At 58.3% G+C, this 16254-nt stretch carries 15 protein-coding genes and 1 pseudogene; 4 read left to right on the forward strand and 12 right to left on the reverse strand.

Annotated elements, in window-relative coordinates; all coding sequences use genetic code 11:
* Window positions 1-323 precede the first annotated feature (323 nt).
* The gene (locus tag PSH65_RS16205; protein ID WP_305421200.1) at window positions 324-5156 is read left to right on the forward strand and encodes a glycosyl hydrolase family 28-related protein; all 4833 of its coding nucleotides are present in this window, start codon (window positions 324-326) and stop codon (window positions 5154-5156) included.
* A 61-nt stretch (window positions 5157-5217) separates the two neighbouring features.
* Here the strand turns inward: PSH65_RS16205 and PSH65_RS16210 are convergent, their stop codons facing one another.
* The 4 genes and pseudogenes from PSH65_RS16210 to PSH65_RS16225 all read right to left on the reverse strand — a co-directional run bounded on the left by PSH65_RS16210 (window position 5218) and on the right by PSH65_RS16225 (window position 8182).
* Window positions 5218-6105 carry a DUF2950 domain-containing protein gene (locus PSH65_RS16210; RefSeq protein ID WP_305421201.1) on the reverse strand — a complete coding sequence of 296 codons (888 nt, stop codon included), beginning with the start codon at window positions 6103-6105 and terminating at the stop codon, window positions 5218-5220.
* A gap of 26 nt (window positions 6106-6131) precedes the next feature.
* Window positions 6132-7607 (reverse strand): DUF3300 domain-containing protein, encoded by a 1476-nt coding sequence (locus PSH65_RS16215; RefSeq protein ID WP_305421202.1) that lies wholly within the window; start codon window positions 7605-7607, stop codon window positions 6132-6134.
* Between the two features lie 28 nt (window positions 7608-7635).
* Window positions 7636-7701: pseudogene (locus PSH65_RS16220) on the reverse strand (hypothetical protein); the annotation flags it as partial.
* 25 nt (window positions 7702-7726) lie between these two features.
* Window positions 7727-8182 carry a YMGG-like glycine zipper-containing protein gene (locus PSH65_RS16225; RefSeq protein ID WP_305421204.1) on the reverse strand — a complete coding sequence of 152 codons (456 nt, stop codon included), beginning with the start codon at window positions 8180-8182 and terminating at the stop codon, window positions 7727-7729.
* Between the two features lie 251 nt (window positions 8183-8433).
* Here PSH65_RS16225 and PSH65_RS16230 point away from each other — a divergent pair, with 251 nt between their 5' ends.
* Window positions 8434-9081, forward strand: a complete 648-nt coding sequence (locus PSH65_RS16230; protein WP_370694704.1) for an MliC family protein — start codon at window positions 8434-8436, stop codon at window positions 9079-9081.
* Window positions 9082-9090: 9 nt separating this feature from the next.
* On the opposite strand, the gene PSH65_RS16235 is transcribed toward PSH65_RS16230, so the two are convergent.
* The 3 genes from PSH65_RS16235 to PSH65_RS16245 all read right to left on the reverse strand — a co-directional run bounded on the left by PSH65_RS16235 (window position 9091) and on the right by PSH65_RS16245 (window position 11540).
* A complete protein-coding gene (locus PSH65_RS16235) occupies window positions 9091-10275 on the reverse strand; it encodes a patatin-like phospholipase family protein (RefSeq protein WP_305427000.1) in 1185 nt (394 codons plus the stop codon).
* A 367-nt stretch (window positions 10276-10642) separates the two neighbouring features.
* Complete coding sequence (locus PSH65_RS16240) at window positions 10643-10984, reverse strand: hypothetical protein (RefSeq protein WP_305421208.1); 342 nt, start codon at window positions 10982-10984, stop codon at window positions 10643-10645.
* Between the two features lie 151 nt (window positions 10985-11135).
* On the reverse strand, window positions 11136-11540 hold the full coding sequence (locus tag PSH65_RS16245) for a RidA family protein (protein ID WP_305421210.1): 405 nt from the start codon (window positions 11538-11540) through the stop codon (window positions 11136-11138).
* A 143-nt stretch (window positions 11541-11683) separates the two neighbouring features.
* Between PSH65_RS16245 and PSH65_RS16250 the strand changes: the two genes are divergently transcribed.
* Window positions 11684-12616, forward strand: a complete 933-nt coding sequence (locus tag PSH65_RS16250; RefSeq protein WP_305421212.1) for a LysR family transcriptional regulator — start codon at window positions 11684-11686, stop codon at window positions 12614-12616.
* A 54-nt stretch (window positions 12617-12670) separates the two neighbouring features.
* On the opposite strand, the gene PSH65_RS16255 is transcribed toward PSH65_RS16250, so the two are convergent.
* Entirely contained in the window at window positions 12671-12967 is a 297-nt protein-coding gene (locus PSH65_RS16255) for a general stress protein (RefSeq protein WP_305421214.1), read from the reverse strand.
* 287 nt (window positions 12968-13254) lie between these two features.
* Here PSH65_RS16255 and PSH65_RS16260 point away from each other — a divergent pair, with 287 nt between their 5' ends.
* Window positions 13255-13812: an ATP-dependent Clp protease proteolytic subunit gene (locus PSH65_RS16260; RefSeq protein ID WP_305421216.1), complete on the forward strand. Its 558-nt coding sequence runs from the start codon at window positions 13255-13257 to the stop codon at window positions 13810-13812.
* Window positions 13813-13845: 33 nt separating this feature from the next.
* Here the strand turns inward: PSH65_RS16260 and PSH65_RS16265 are convergent, their stop codons facing one another.
* Genes PSH65_RS16265 through PSH65_RS16280 form a run of 4 tightly spaced genes read right to left on the reverse strand, consistent with a single transcriptional unit; the run spans window position 13846 to window position 15935 of the window.
* Complete coding sequence (locus PSH65_RS16265) at window positions 13846-13995, reverse strand: hypothetical protein (protein ID WP_305421217.1); 150 nt, start codon at window positions 13993-13995, stop codon at window positions 13846-13848.
* A gap of 28 nt (window positions 13996-14023) precedes the next feature.
* Window positions 14024-14854 carry a DUF3618 domain-containing protein gene (locus tag PSH65_RS16270; protein ID WP_305421219.1) on the reverse strand — a complete coding sequence of 277 codons (831 nt, stop codon included), beginning with the start codon at window positions 14852-14854 and terminating at the stop codon, window positions 14024-14026.
* The gene (locus tag PSH65_RS16275; RefSeq protein ID WP_305421221.1) at window positions 14851-15294 is read right to left on the reverse strand and encodes a phage holin family protein; all 444 of its coding nucleotides are present in this window, start codon (window positions 15292-15294) and stop codon (window positions 14851-14853) included. Before PSH65_RS16275 ends, PSH65_RS16270 begins: the two co-directional genes overlap by 4 nt.
* The gene (locus PSH65_RS16280) at window positions 15294-15935 is read right to left on the reverse strand and encodes a hypothetical protein (protein WP_305421223.1); all 642 of its coding nucleotides are present in this window, start codon (window positions 15933-15935) and stop codon (window positions 15294-15296) included. Before PSH65_RS16280 ends, PSH65_RS16275 begins: the two co-directional genes overlap by 1 nt.
* Between the last annotated feature and the right edge of the window lie 319 nt (window positions 15936-16254).

Genomic DNA, 16254 nt, shown 5'->3' on the forward strand with positions numbered 1-16254 from the left:
TCCTGGCCTTCCCGATATCTGGCTCCCTTCGTCACTCATACCATACTACTCCGCCCCGGAATCTGTGGGAGCAGGTTTGCTCGTGCAAAGCGCTGTGCGAGCCGCTCCCACAGGGCATCGCTCGCTACCTGAGCAAGCGTCAACAGAACGTTACTTTTCAGAAATATCTCAAAATCCCTCGCAACCGCTAATCAGTTAGTTCGGTTTTTTGACGCTTCCCCGATATGCGGTCACAACTTTTGCGCTCCGCTGGGTCATAACACGGTAGCTGTCGATGGAATATTGGCATTTACCGAGATTTCGCCTGATACGGAGATAAGCTCATGATTTTCGATGTACAAAATTTTGGCGCCAAAGGAGATGGCATCACTGACGACACGGCGGCAATACAAAGTGCAATTGATGCGGCGGCCGCTGCAGGCGGGGGGCAGGTGTATATGCCGACCGGAACTTATATCGTTTCGGGAGGCGAGGAACCGTCCGACGGCTGCCTGATGCTCAAGAGCAACGTCTACCTGTACGGCGACGGCATGGGCGCAACCACCGTCAAGGTCGCTGACGGCTCCGACACCAAAATCACGGGGGTCATCCGCTCCGCCTATGGCGAGCAAACCCACGACTTCGGCGTCAGCCACCTCACCATCGATGGCAACCGTGACAACACCACGGGCAAGATCGACGGTTGGTTCAACGGCTACATTCCCGGCGAAGAAGGCTACGACTCCAACGTCACCCTCGACAGCGTCGAGATCAAGGATTGCTCCGGGTACGGTTTCGACCCTCACGAGCAGACCGTCAACATGGTCATCAAGAACAGCGTGTCCCACGGCAACGGCCTGGACGGCTTCGTTGCTGACTTCCTCAGCAATAGCACCTTCGAAAACAACATCGCCTACGACAACGACCGCCACGGTTTCAACATCGTTACCAGCACCCACGACTTCACGCTCACCAATAACGTTGCCTACAACAATGGCGGCAACGGCATCGTGGTCCAGCGCGGCAGCGAGGACATCCCCTCCCCCAGCAACATCACCATCACCGGTGGCGAGGTGTACGGCAACGGCGCAGAAGGGGTGCTGATCAAAATGTCCAGCGAGGTGACGGTCAGCGGCGTCGATATTCACGACAACACCAGCGCCGGGATCCGCATCTACGGCAGCAACCACGTCGAGATCATCGACAACACGCTCACCAACAACTCCCTGGGCAGCCCCGTACCAGAGATCATTATTCAGTCCTACAACGACACCCTGGGCGTGTCCGGCAAGTACTTCAACGGCAGCGATAACACCATCCAGGGCAACATCATTATCGGCAGCGACCTGTCGACCTACGGCGTCGCCGAACGCAATGAAGACGGCACTGATCGCAACGCCATCATCGGCAATACCATCAGTCACACCAGCAACGGTGCCACGCTGGTCTATGGCGACGGCAGCTACGTCAGCGCCACGGTGCCGATGACCACCGTACAAGGTACGGCTGGCAATGACACCTTGCTGGGCAGCGCCGCCAGCGAGATTTTCTACGGCGTTGCCGGCAACGACACCATCAATGGCGGGGCCGGTGGCGACATTCTGGTGGGTGGTGCAGGCATCGACAAACTCACCGGCGGAACCGGCGCCGATACGTTCCGTTTCACCGCACAGTCCGACAGTTACCGCAACGCAACCACAAGCTTCGATGACATCATCACCGACTTCGACGTCACCCAGGACAAGATCGACCTCGCCGACCTCGGCTTCACTGGCCTGGGCAATGGCCGTGGCGGCACCCTGCAGGTCAGCTACAGCGCCAGCAGCGACCGCACCTACATCAAGGACTTCGATGCCGACGCCAGCGGCAATCGCTTCGAGTTGATTCTCTCGGGTAACCTGACCAGCACCCTGACGGCCAATAACTTCATCTTTAATCGGGTGATCACCGGCACCAGCGGCAGCGACTCGCTGTTGGGCAGCGATTCGGCCGACACCCTCCTCGGCCTGGCGGGCAACGACAACCTCAGTGGCGGCGCGGGCAACGACAAGCTCGACGGCGGCGCAGGCATGGACACCCTCACCGGCGGTGCCGGGGCGGACACGTTCGTGTTTTCCAATCGTCTGGACAGTTACCGCAACTACAACACCGGCGGTGCCAACCTTGGTGACCTGATCACCGATTTCGATATCACCGCCGACAAGATCGACCTCTCGGCCATAGGTTTCACCGGCCTGGGGGATGGCAAGAACAACACCGTGTACGTGGTGCTCAACAGTGCCGGCACCAAGACTTACATTAAAACCCTGACCGCCGACGCCAATGGCAACCGCTTCGAAGTAGCACTGGACGGCAACTACCTCGGCAAGCTGACCAGCGCCAACTTCGTCTTCGCCACGTCGCCGACGGTCAACCATGCGCCGGTGGTGGCAACAGCATTGCTGGATCAGAATGCGACCGAAAACACCACGTTCAGCTACGCGGTGCCGGCCACCAGCTTCACCGATCCAGATAACGACAGCCTCAGTTACACCGCGACCCTGGCCGATGGCAGCGCCCTGCCCGCGTGGCTGAGCTTCAATGCCACCAACCTGACCTTCACTGGCACGCCGACCAGCACCGCGTCCGGCAATTACAACGTGCTGGTCAAAGCCACGGACCCGGCCGGTGCGTCGGTCAGCGATAGCTTTGCCCTGGTAGTGGCCGATGCGCCCGTCAACACCATCACCGGCACCAACAATGCCGAAACCCTCAATGGCACGGCGGGTGCAGACCAGATCCTCGGCCTCGGTGGCAACGACACGATCAAGGCCGGCACCGGCGCGGACATCGTCGACGGCGGCGCCGGACGCGATTCGTTGTATGGCGGCGACGGTGCCGACACCTTCCGCTACACCAACGCGCTCGACAGCTACCGCGACTACGACACCGGTGGCATCACGGCCACCGACACGATTTATGACTTCACCGCCGGCGTCGACAAGATCGACGTTTCGGGCCTGGGCTATATCGGCCTGGGCGATGGCCACCATGGCACGTTGTACATCACCCTCAACGCGGCCGGCGACAAGACCTACATCAAGTCCGCCGAAGCGGATGCCGATGGCAATCGCTTTGAAATCGCCCTCAACGGCAACTACCTCAACACCCTGACCGCCAGTGACTTTGTGTTCGGCCAGAGCACCCCGCAGGAAATCCTCTACCTGCCCACCCTCGGCCAATCCAATACGCGCCTGCTGCGCATGACGGAGGACGACAATCAGTCCGGCACCTCAATGCTGGTCAACGACCTGGACCGCTACACCCCCTATGACGTGCGCAGCCAGTTCACCGATGCCGATGGCAACGGCATCGACATCGCGGTGGGCGGCAGCACAGTCACCGGCGTGTCGACGCTCAGCGCCGAGGAACTCAAGTTGTGCTGGTGGCTGACCGACACCAACCAACCCGGGGCTGCGCTGTTGCGCGCCGTGACGCTGCTGCGCGACCAACGCACCGAACTGCAATCGATCGATAACGTCACCATGGGCATCATTTGGGGCCAGGGCGAGGAAGCCGCCCAGGAGATCGCCCGCGCCACGGACAAAGCAGCGGCAGCAGCGGCCTACAAGGCCGCGACCCTGAAGGTGTTTGATTACCTGCATGCCCAGTTCGGCAACTTCAACGTGTATTTGATGGAAACCGGTCACTACGAACAAGACGCGGCGCGTGCCCGTGGTTATTCGGAAGAAAAGATTGCCTCCATCGTCGAGGGGGTTGGCTATGTCCGCGCCGCCCAGGAAGCCATCGCCGCCGAGCGCGCCGACGTCAAGCTGGCGGTGGACTACACCGACCTCCCCTTGCGCTACGATGTCGATCCGCTGACATATCCAGACGACGTCTGGCACCTGCACGAGGAGTCGGCGGAGATCGTCGGTCAGCGCCTGGCCGACTACATTGCCAATGACCTTGGCTTCCAGGGCAACCCCAACGACAACAACAGCGTGCAGGCCATTTTCGACAACGCCCGGAACATGATTTCCGGTACCGACCAGGCGGATACCCTGGCGGGCAGCTCGGGCAACGACACGCTGGATGGCAAACTGGACGCCGACACCATGACCGGTGGCAATGGCAACGACATCTATGTGGTCGATAACGCGCTCGACCGCGTGGTGGAAACCAACACCTCGACCTCGCAGATCGATACGGTGCAGGCCTCGATCAACTGGACCCTGGGCGCCAATCTTGAGAACCTGGTGCTCACCGGTGTGTCGGACATCAACGGCACCGGCAATGAGCGGCACAACTTTATCACCGGCAATGCCGCCAATAACGTGCTCGATGGTGCCGCAGGGGACGACAGCATGAGCGGCGGCGATGGCAACGACACCTACTATGTCGACAACGCCGACGACGCAGTGATCGAGACCGACAGCAATGCCGTTTCTGGAGGAGTCGACAGTGTGCACAGCAGCCTGGCGACCTATACCCTCGGCAACAACGTCGAGCGTCTGTCTATCGACAGCACTGGCGCTGCCAATGGCACGGGCAATGCGCTGGACAACACGCTGTTCGCCGGAGCCGGCAACAATGTGCTGGACGGGCGTGATGGCAATGACACGGTATCTTTTGAACGCGCCCTGTCCGGCGTTACCGTAAACCTCTCGACGTCAGCGCAACAAAACACCGTGAGTTCCGGGCTCGACACCTTGAAACTCTTCGAAAACCTGATGGGAAGTGCCTACGCTGACAGTCTGTCAGGCGACAGTGCCGCGAACGTTCTGAACGGTGGTGCGGGCAACGATACGCTGGTGGGCGGTTCGGGTAATGATCGGCTGATCGGCGGTGCAGGCACCGACAACCTCACCGGTGGCACTGGCACGGATACCTACGCATTTGGTGCGCTGTCGGACATGGGCCTCGGGGCTTTGCGTGATGTGATCAACGGTTTCAAGAGCACCGAAGGCGATCTTCTGGATTTCACCGGCCTGGACGCCAACCCGCAGACCACCGCTGTCGACGCCTTCACCTTCATCGGCAGCAACGCCTTCGACCCTGCCGACGCCACGGGCCAACTGCGCTTTGCCGATGGCATTCTCTACGGCAGTGTCAACGCCGGGGCCACCCCTGAGTTCGAAATCCAACTGGTGGGCGTGCAGGAGCTGCACGCCAGCGATTTCACAGTTTTGAGTTAGGCCCATATCCTGGGAGCGGACTTGTCCGCTCCCACGGGGGACTTGCAGTACCCAAGTAGATCTACTCTTGATCTACAGTAACCACCTTCCAACTGTCATCTGGATCAAAGCGCTTCATCGACTGCGCCAACTTGTCACCACCGGGTCCCAAGTCTTTCTCGAACACTTGTCCTTCATGACTGATCATGAAACTCATCACCCCGGTGTCATCGTATTTCGCCGGCCAGGCGATCAATGCAAAGCCACGGATCATCTTGTCACCGATGAGGTAGCTGTAGGCGCCGCCAGGTGCCGAAGGACCTTGGCCATCAAGGATACGGAACTGGTAACCATGCCAGTCTTCGCCAGCAATGGTTTTGCCGAACGCGGGGCCCAACGGGCTGATCTGACCGCTATCGTCGTCCGCCCAATAGAGTCCGTCGTGCTTGCCGGCGGTGCTGAAGATTTTCTGCGCATAGGCCAGTGCGCCGTCACCGTCACGATCCACTGACGCATAATCCATCTGGACATCGTGATAGGTCAGCACTGATTGCAACGCGGCGAGTTCGTTGCGGCCAATTCGACGTGCACGGACTTCCGCGCTACCGGCCTTGATGTCGAAGCGCCAACCGTTCGCGTCTTTTATCATCGGTATTGGCAGTGTCCAGTGATCACTGCCAACCGACAGTACCGCTTTGCGATCGCTGGTTTTTTCAATGGCGTGTTGCTCGCGGTATTGCTTCAAAAACGCATCCACATCACTGCGCTGCACGCCTTCGCGCGGGATGAAACTGCGCCATTCATTACCCAGCAACGCTGTCAGGCGTGCCTGATCGGCGTGTTCCGTACCCAATGCTTCGACGAACGCTTGAGCGGCCATTTCTGGCGTTGGAAATGCCTGCTGTGCCGTAACAATGCCCGACCACGCCAAGCCGGCAGCTATTGCCAGGACATGAAGGAGCAAGCCCATGAGTGCCTTCACTCGAGCATTGTTTTTCAACGACGGCCTCCCCTTTGACGCGCTGGTGGATTGGACGGCCGACTGATCTGATGGCCGGCTGATCGCGAGGCACTGGGACGCTGGGCGGATGCCTGGCTGGCCCGGCCACGACTGGCTTGTGCGTTGGTCTGTGACGGTGAGCGCGCGCCCGCGAATACATTGTTGGGGGCACTGCCCTTACTGGCGGACGGCCGTTTTTGCGCAGCCTGGCGCCCCGGCGAGTCGCCCTGCCCGCGCTGATTGACCTGAGCGGTCTGTTTCCTGGGTTGCTGACTCTCCCGAGTATTTCTGGCAGTGCCCTGGCTTCTGTCAGACGACTTCGGTCTGTCTGCACCTGCTTGCATCCGATTGCTGGCCGAGGTTCCGGACTGGGCGGCGCGCGCTCGATCACGGGCTTCGCGGTTGCTGGTGGCAGGTCGTTCGATACCGTGCTTGTCCATTGAACTGCGGGCTTTTTCACGAGCCTGGGCCCTCTGAGCATCGTCCCCACGATAGGCTACACGCTGATTGGCGCCGCCCAGTTGTCGGCCGTACTGTTCGCGGCTCTTGCTGTCTCGATAGGGAACACCATCGCGATGAACGGCGTTGTGCTGCCACTTGTTCTGATTACGGGTGATCTGGTTGTTGCGATTGATGTTGTTGTAGCGATCGACGTCGATGTCGATGTCGTTATTGCCCCAGTCACATTCACCCCACAACGCACCGACGATAGCCACACCGGTACCGAACGCCAACCCAGCCATCAATGCCGAACCGGGGTAATAGGCTGGCGGCGGTGGATAGTACACGGGAGGCGACGCAGGATAGGGCCAGGTGCCGTAGGTGGTTGTCGGGTTATAACTGGGTACGTACACCACCTGCGGATCGGAGGGCTGAATGATGATGGTGGAGGTGCTGCTGGCAGGGGCCGGAGCTGTAGCGGTAGCTGCCGGTGCCGGTGCCGCAACAGCCTGAACCGTCACGTTCTGATATTGGTTGCTCTGCAGGTTGCCTGCTGCTTGCGCCTGATGACGCAAGCGTTGCACGCCCCCCATGACATCGTCGGGCTGCGCCAGGAAAGCATCACCCAGACGTTGTACCCAGACGGGATCCTGCCCCAGCGTTGCCAGGACCTGTGGGAAGGCAACCAGCGCCTGCACGCTCGGATCCCAGGGCTGGCTCGCCACTTGTTTGACCGCATCATCGCCCTTGGCATCCGGGTGTGCTTTAGACCAGGTTACCGCCTCGGCGACTTCCCCAGGGTACGTGGTGGCCATCAGCACCTGTGCCAGCAACGGGTCCGGGTAAAGCGCAATGGGAGCCAGTATTTGATCCAGCTGCTCCTGGGTAAACACGGCATCTTTGACCGCTGCCGTGACGGGCGCTGTGGCGGCAGCGTTGGCGGCCGCGGTCGCATCCAATGACTGCGCCAGGCAGGAGGATCCGCTCAAAAACAGTACCGCTGACACCGCGTAAAATAATGGAATGCGCATTGCACCCCCTATGTGGTCAGGCACGATTGAGCGCCTTGATCGTTCCGCCCTTCCCTGTACCGTCGCGCCCTTCAAAGACGATACAGATCTTGCTGCAATTAACCCTTAGTTGTTCAGATTCAAGGGGTTATCTGGTAGCCCCGTTGCTGCATGCAACTGCTGTAGGCGGAAGCAGTGGCAGCCGGTTCTGCCCGGCGGTCCTGACGACGATCCTGACGTTGCCGAGATCCACCTACAACCGCACCTGCCACAGCAGCATCCTTGGCCTTGTTCTGTCGATATTCCTGTTTAACATCGTCGTCTACCTTGTCATAAATCTCGTCATGCTGACGACCGCGCGCTCCGGCAACCGCGGCACCGGCAACTGCGCCAGTAGCGGCACCACGGACACGTCCACCTGATTGAGGCGTTGTGCTGGTGCTTGCCGTGTTACCGGCCTGAGCCTGGCATGAGCTGATGTCCTGCTGAATGATTTCGGGAGACTGCCCTTTGAGCGGCGTTACGGTCTCGGCTGAAGCGCAAAGGCAAAATACCGAGACAATCGTAGCCAGACAGGGGGAAATGGATTTTTTCATAAAGCCTCCACTGCTATCAGTGTGCTTTGGATCTTTGAGTCTAGCTCAGCGTCTGGCGACTAACCCTGGAACAAAGTTCTAATGCTGCAACCTCTAATTCCATTTGCACTTTTACTCCCTCGAACTCAAACGGGAGCGGCAAGTTTTAAGCACTGACTTACACTGCGATACACCCAATGCGAACAAATGACTGTTCAACGGATCAATAGATCCCACAGCAATCCGGGTATCAGGTAATGAATCAGCCCAACATGAAAACGGTCACCTGCCTGTTCGCTACCAGCCTGTGCGCGGCGGCGAGCAGTTGGGTCAATGCTTCACCTGCTACGCCGACATTCCAGACCAGCTTCGACTGCGCCACGGCAAAGGTATCCGTCGAAAAGCTTATCTGTCGCGATCCACAACTGACGCAAATGGATATCGAACTGACGCGTCTTTATCGCCTGGCGCTCACGGATGATCATTCTGTACCGCGTCCAGACAAAGTCATGATCGACCAGCAGTTCTGGATCGAGGCTCGCAATCAGTGTGGCTCCGACCCTGCGCCCAAGGCGTGCGCGATCCGAAGTTATGCCGAGCGCGCGCACCAGCTACGCCAAGGCTCGGCCATTGTGAGAACCAAGGATCCAGACAGACTCACCGAAGGTCCCCTGGCTTTTCGGTGTACAGGGTTAAACGCATTGATTGCCGCCACTTTCTTTAACACGCAGCCTGGTGTCGTGTACCTGAAATGGGCGAACAGCTCGATCACCCTGAGTCAGGTGCGGAATGATTCGGGAACCCAATACACTGGCAAGGATTCCCAGGGGAGCTACAGCTTCTGGCAAGACGGCAACGTGGCTCTTTTCCAGAAACCAGGCTCAGGGGAAATGAGTTGTACGGCCGAGCCTGCTAGCTGAGACCGTCTCTCACGTACTCGGCGATTTATGCCACGGATAGCCTTTGGCACTGAGTTCAAAGGCGTACTTGAACAAGCGCTTCATGTACTCACCATCGAATTTATGCAGGCGAGAAATGTGGAAGTCGGAGCCGATGTACGCCAGATTGAAGTCCGCCCCATCTTGCTGGGCAATTCGGTAAATTCGATCCAGATCGCTGATCCCCTGAGTCTGGATCAATGCGCTGATCGCTCGACCGCCAATGCTCAAGGTTCGGCGCTTCGTTCCGGACCATTGCAGTTCCAGTTTGCCGTTGCGAATGACATAGAAATGCCGTTCACGCCGCAAACGCGCCCCGGGTACCTGGTTCAGCGCCATCACGGTGCCGGGCGGGTAAAGGAACACCTGCGTAAGGACACCTCCGTCCACGTGCATTTCCTGAAACTGTTGGCCGTCAACCTCCACATCAATCATGACGGGTGAGACGGCACCGGGAATACTCATCGACGCGACCATGATGTTGCGAAACAGCTCGAGCGCTCCCGGTGCCTGGCTGGAGGCAATAGCGCCCATGTTCCAGGTGACCGGGCGCCCTGAATCAAGGTCGGTTGTACCGATCATCAGGAGCCGTCCTTTGGCGTATTCCGCCGCGATCGCCGCAAGAATCTCGGCAGTGACGTACTGTGCAATGAGCCGCGACAGTGGCTTGCTGTGCGCCATACCATCGCTGGTAAGACGGGTCAGCATATTGCGCGCATGGAAAATGTCTTTTGGACCGACTGCATTGCAGATACGCACAATGACATCGTCGTACTGGGGCCCCAGGTAAGCGAACGGGGCGACCAGGGCGCCAGCGCTAATGCCGGTGACAACTTTGAACACAGGACGAGTCCCATGCCGGGTCCATCCGGCAATGATGCCCCCCGCGAATGTGCCGGCGTCGCCGCCGCCCGAAACGGCCAGCATATTTGCCCGCGGCAGGATGTCATTCGGTAGCCCTGCGCTGGCGAGCGCCTCAGCCTCTCGAAGGTTGGCCTGGCTCACATCCCGAATGAACGGAGTCAGGTCCTGGTCCAGCCAGTAGCGAGCATCTGGAATGCCCGGGATCAGTGCTTGTTCCGTTAACGTTGGCGGCACCGCATCACGGCGTTGCAGGCACGCTTGACGCAACATGTTCAGGGTTGAGGCGCTAGGTCTGAGCTGGAATGGTTTCAACACGCCTCCTCCGGCCCTGCAACTGACAGAGCCCGTCACGCACACTCGACACACCCATGACCTGTGAAGTCAGGGCGAGTGGCCTGAACATCTTTTATGCTAGCGCAAGCCCAGGCAGTCATGACGTTGGTGGGACGTCCGGTCTGTCAATGATCTTCCACCCATAGATGATCATTAGAAAACGCCAGCCATCACCGCAACTTCAGCGGATCAATCTATGTAGCAGATGCCGAGCTCGCGAGGCTGCTGCTACGGATAACATTACGGCTTAACTATCTGCACGCAAAAAAAGTCCCGTGACCGAATGAGTCACGGGACAAAAAATTGGTTGGTTGCGGCCAACCAAAGGAGCATTTTTAAAAAGCGGTTACAGGCACTCCTGCGCGGCACGTTCGAAACTCGAAGGCATGAAGTTCGACGCCAGCAAGTGGCGCTCATACAAAAACACCTTGCCGCCATTCGGGGTCTTGTAGGCTTCGAGAACGTTGTCTGCCGCGACTTTGCTCGGCACCACGATCCGGTAGCTGCGCTGGGTTTGCGAGACCGTCGGGTTCAGTGCGCTGCCCTGCAACTTCGGTATCACGCAATCGGCGTACTCGGCAGGCGTTTTTTTCGTCTGAAAGGTCTGCGTCGGGTCGTTCGGCGCGGAGGCGCAACCGGCCAGCAGCAAGGAGGCGAAAGCCATGACAGGAACAAATAAAGGGCGCATCGGTGAAGTCCTGAAAATAAAAAGTCTGGTTCATTGGGCAATGTCTTCGATGGAGGAGATTTTCCACCTTTGCCCAACAAACCAGAACTTGCGTTTCTTGATTGTCACTATTACTTGAACCGATAGTTGCGCCGCGCTATCGCTGGTCAGCTCAGCTCCTGATGGTTTCAGGAAGCTTGGCGATCACCTTGATCTCGAACTCAAAGCCATACAGCCACGTTACCCCGACAGCAGTTAACGTTGGGTGCGGTGCGTTACCCCAGAACTCCGGCACTACCTTCCAGATCGTTTCGAACTTCGATTCGGGATCGACGATGAAGACCGTTACGTCAATCACGTCGTCGAAGGTGCAACCAGCAGAACCCAGGATCGCGTTCAGATTGTTGAACGCGAGCCGAACCTGAGTCTCCAGCTCGGGCTCGGGTGAGCCGTCTTCGGTACTACCGACTTGCCCCGAAACGAATAAAAAGCCATTGGACCGAATCGCCGGCGAATAGCGATTGCGCTCATAAAGCGCTTGGCGTCCGGGAGGAAAAACAACATCACGCTGAGTCATAAAGTGCCTCCATCAACGGGTCAAAGACGACCCGCAATTAATGATGAAGAGACTTTAAGGACTTGTGCCTGCCCGATAAACGAGCAACTGTAGCCATCACTGTTTGTAAATCCCAAACAATCCAATAGATATCCGGGGCAGAAATGGACCGTTTCGATGCGATGCAGGCATTTGCTCGGGTGGTGGAAACGGGCAGCTTCACCAAAGCGGCCGAAACACTGCATATGAGCAAGACGAGCGTGACGCAACTGGTGCAGCAGTTGGAGGCCCGGTTACGCGTCAAATTACTCAACCGCACGACGCGCAAGGTCAACGTAACGGCCGACGGCGCCGTCTATTACGAACGCGTGATACGGCTGCTAGCCGACATGGACGATGCCGAGACTAGCCTGTCCAGCGCCTCGACCCTGCCCCGGGGCCGGCTGCGAGTGGATGTGCCCAGCCCGCTGGCCAGCATGATTCTGGTACCGGCGTTGCCTGCGTTTCATGCTCGATACCCTGACATCCAGATCGACATGGGCGTCAGCGATCGCATCGTGGATATGATTGGCGAGAATGTGGATTGCGTTGTGCGCGGCGGAGAACTAACCGATCAGTCTCTGATGGCCCGGCGGGTAGGCGACCTCCAGTTGAGCGTTTATGCGGCGCCGAGCTACCTGGAACGCGTCGGTACGCCGTCGCATCCACAAGAGCTGGAAGATTCGCATCATCGTGTCGTCGGTTTCCTGTGGGCACGCACAGGCAAAGCCGTGCCTTATGCCATGCGCAGCAACAGTGAGAGCGTGCATATCAAAGGTCGCTATGTGCTGGCGGTCGACGATGGCAATGCCTATATCGCGGCCGGGCTGGCCGGCCTCGGAGTGCTTTGGCTGCCAGACTACATGTCCAGACCATACGAAGCGCGCGGCGAGTTGGTCCGTTTGTTCGAGGATTGGCGTCTCGATCCGATGCCGATCTACGTGGCTTTTCCGCCGAACCGGCATATCAGCTTCAAGCTGCGCGTGTTCATTGATTGGGTCGCTGAGCTGATGGCACAGCACGCGCCTATCATGATGCGTGAGGCATCAGGAATCTGACCTGGAGAAAACCAAGCCCCGCCATAAGCGGGGCTTGATGTATTTCATACGGCATCAGGGTTTACGCCCGCCGCCGGGATTTTGCCCTCCTCCTTTTTTGTCTGCGTCAGATGTTTTCTCTCTGTCGACAAAGCTGCCCGAGCGGCCTCCTCCCTGTTCGCTGCCGGGACGATTGGTATCGCTGGATTGACGGCCCCCTGAGGCCTGTCCACCTTTTTTGCCGGCGTCGGAGGGGCGTTGCGGATCGTTCATCATCCCGCCGCCCGATACCCCGCCTTTTTTGCCAGCTTCAGAGGCTTTTTGAGGGTCGTTGGCAAAATTGCCAGGTTTTTTGTCACCGGTGTTAGCCATTTTCGTTCTCCTCATTATTTCTCGCGAACCTTCGTGGGTTCGTCTAATTCCGAGGTTTTCTGTGATTGAAAGTTTGAACTGATGCGGCATTCTTGCGACCAACGGATTGGAGTTATTAGTTCCAGAAAACTCCTGGTGCGGCGACTAATGGGGGTGAGTTAAACGAGTATAAAAATGGGTTCCGCTTATACAAATTCATGAAAGAAAAGAGCGTTAAGGTCTGGCATCATTCAAACAGTTACGCTGAATCATCAGCTCTCTAATTTATCCTCTATGGAGGTACGTCGATGACTGAGCACATCGTCCACTTTCATTGCCAGATTGATCAGGGCACCATGGAACGCTTCCGGGACTGCTGCCTCGACGCCATCGACCAGGGCGCCTCCTCCTTGCTGCTCAATCTCTCCACCTGCGGTGGCAGCACCAATTTTGGCTTCGCCCTCTACACCTTCCTCAAATCCCTGCCGGTGCCGCTGTGCGCGATCAATGCCGGCAACATCGAATCGATGGGCATCATCATGTACCTGGCCGCCGGCCGACGGATCACCGCGCCCCATTCGCGGTTTCTGATTCACCCCATGAATTGGTACTTCAGCCAAAACTCGGTTGACCATCAACGTCTGCGCGAATACCTGTCGAGCCTGGATAACGACCTCGCGCGTTACGTGCAAATCTTTGCCCTGGAAACTGCCCACGCAGAGACCAAACTGGATATTTTTCATTGCCTTTCAGCGGAAGAAAAAGTCATTGCGGCGCATGAATCCCTGGCCTACGGCATCGCCCACGAAATGCATCAGATGGTGTTTGCCGATAACGTCAAACACTGGAAAATCAGTGGCAGCTGACGCACGTTCTCTGAACTTTTCGTTACCGATGAGTCAGGTGCCAGCAATGGGCTGAATCTCCAGCGTCATTCCGTCATTCAAGGTGAGTTTCAAATCCTTGATCGTGCCAGCCACACGGTCCTTGAAAACCGGCTCACCCTCGGGATCAAGCTCATCGCCGGGCTCGACGGGACGTCTGTGCATCAGACCTCCCGCCTTGCCCTGATACCTGTCAAGAAGTTCCCAACCCACGCGACAGATCGGCCGAGGTTTCGGACGCGGTCTTGCGCATCTCGCCCGTTTCTCCAGCGATTGCCTCGTGGGGCTCCGTGGTTTCCATCACCTTTTCGCGCACCGCCTCATAACCCTCCCGTGCTTGCTGCTTGACCTTGCCGGTGAGGCTTGCGCTGGTCCTGCCCAGATAACGGCGTTCCGTTGCAGTGGTGGGTAACGCCGCGCCCAACAACGCGCCCACCGCGATACCCATCGCGGCCATCAGCAGGGGTTGCTCCTTGAGCAGATGACTGAACTGGTCGCCCATTTCATGAGTCCTGCGCGCCAGGCGATCGCTGGTGTCATGGACGGCGTGACTGAGCTGATCGGTCTTCGCATGCAGGCTATCGCTCAGGTGCGCTGCCTTACCCTTGACCGCCTGATAGCTGTCCTTGAGCGAATCGGTGGTGTCGTGCAGACGCTGTCGGGCGCTGTCCAAACCCTCGGAAAGCCCTTCACCCAAGTCATCGGCCCAGTCGACATCCGGCTGCGGCTCGACGCGATATTCCATGGGCGTTGGCGGGCGATTCTGGCTCATCATCAACCACATCAGCCCGACCGAGGTCAGCACCGCGGGCACGGGGTTGTTGCGCACGCTGGTGCCCAGATTGGTCAGGAAGGTCGAGCCGTTGCTTTGCATCATCAGCAGCGCCTGATCGAACATCTGGCCGGGGGTGAACTTGCTTTCCAGCGCGTCGACGATATGCCCGATGTTCTCCCGTTGCGCATCGATTTCACGCTCGATGGTTTCCGGGCTCTTGGCCGCTTCGGTTTCGAATTCTCGGTTCATGACACTTTCCTCCGCAGGGCTTCCTGGTCTTTGTTCAAGGCGTCCAGGGTGCGATCAGGCTTGAAGTGGGAAGGCTCCAATTGTTTTTTGCCTGCTTGCAGCATCACGAACCCGATGACCATCACCACGACGCCGACAATCAGCGCGGCCAGCCAGGGCGCCATCACCAGGCTCAAGGCATAGACGACCGCCATCAGCAGAATGATGAACCCGGCGAGCAGCACGATGGCGCCACCGGCGACCCCGGCAATCCCTGCCTTCAACGTCGTCAGGCTGGCCTGCAATTCCACCTTGGCCAACGCCAGTTCCTTGGTGAATAACGCCGGTACTTCCCGAGTTAACTGCCGCAATAAACCGACCACGGAGGCGTCATGATCAGCCGTCGTGACCGACGGTGTGACGGGTGGTGTGCGTTGCAGTTCTGGATCTTCTCTGTTCATCACCGTTCTCCTGAGAAGGGGCTGGACCCCGGCATTGAGGAACTGTCGCCACGATGGTCGGGTGCGCTCGGCGAGGACGGCGTGATGCCCGTGGCCAATCCGGGCGACAGATCGCCCCCGGTCGGCATCGATGTTTCATAAAGTCCTTGCGAGCCATCGCCAGTGAATGTGGGTGTGCTGCTTTGGGCAGTGAACTCACGGTCGGTTGTTGTCGGCAGGGTCGCCGTGCCCGCTTTCAGGAACCGCGACAAACCGAACCCCACCGCGATGCTGCCGACAATGAACAACCCCGGATTGTCGCGTGCCAGATCAGCGCCATCGTGCAAAAGCTCTTCGGCACTTTTGCTGCGCAGTTTTCCAGCCAGGCTGCTCATGCTGTCGGCCATGTCTGCCAGGTAATCGGACATCCCGAACGTATCGTTCGTCCTGATTTCGGAAACGACTGATTGGGCGCCTCTGGCCAATGCTTCAATCTGGTCCGCTGCGGTATCGCGGTACTGGCCGAACTGCTCATCGGCCTGATGCCGCGCACCGCCTATCGCTTCGGTAACCTCCTCCTTTAAATGCTGAAAGCTTTGTTCGGAGCCTGCGGGATCCCGAGGGGCATCCGGTTGTCCGGTTCTGCTGTCTGGAATAGTCATGTCATCCATCGCCTTCGTAATGAACACGTCAGGGAGTGGCCGCGGTGTGGCCGCGGTGGTGCTTCATTGCAGATGACGAGGGTGTCTGGCGCGGAGTTCCAAGCAGATGATGAAGTGATAAAAAGCGCATTGCAGAACCTGTGGGAGCGGGCTTGCCCGTGATGACGGCGGCACATTCAACATTGATTTCGGATGAAACATCGCTATCGCGGGCAAGCCCGCTCCCACAGGTTCGGGTGGGTATTCGCGGAATGCATCTCGCAACAAAAAACCTGCTAAGTTGTACGATGACAGACGATACACCTATCTCTCGTCTGTC

The sequence above is a fragment of the Pseudomonas sp. FP603 genome (genome assembly GCF_030687415.1).
Taxonomy (GTDB): Bacteria; Pseudomonadota; Gammaproteobacteria; order Pseudomonadales; family Pseudomonadaceae; genus Aquipseudomonas; species Aquipseudomonas wuhanensis.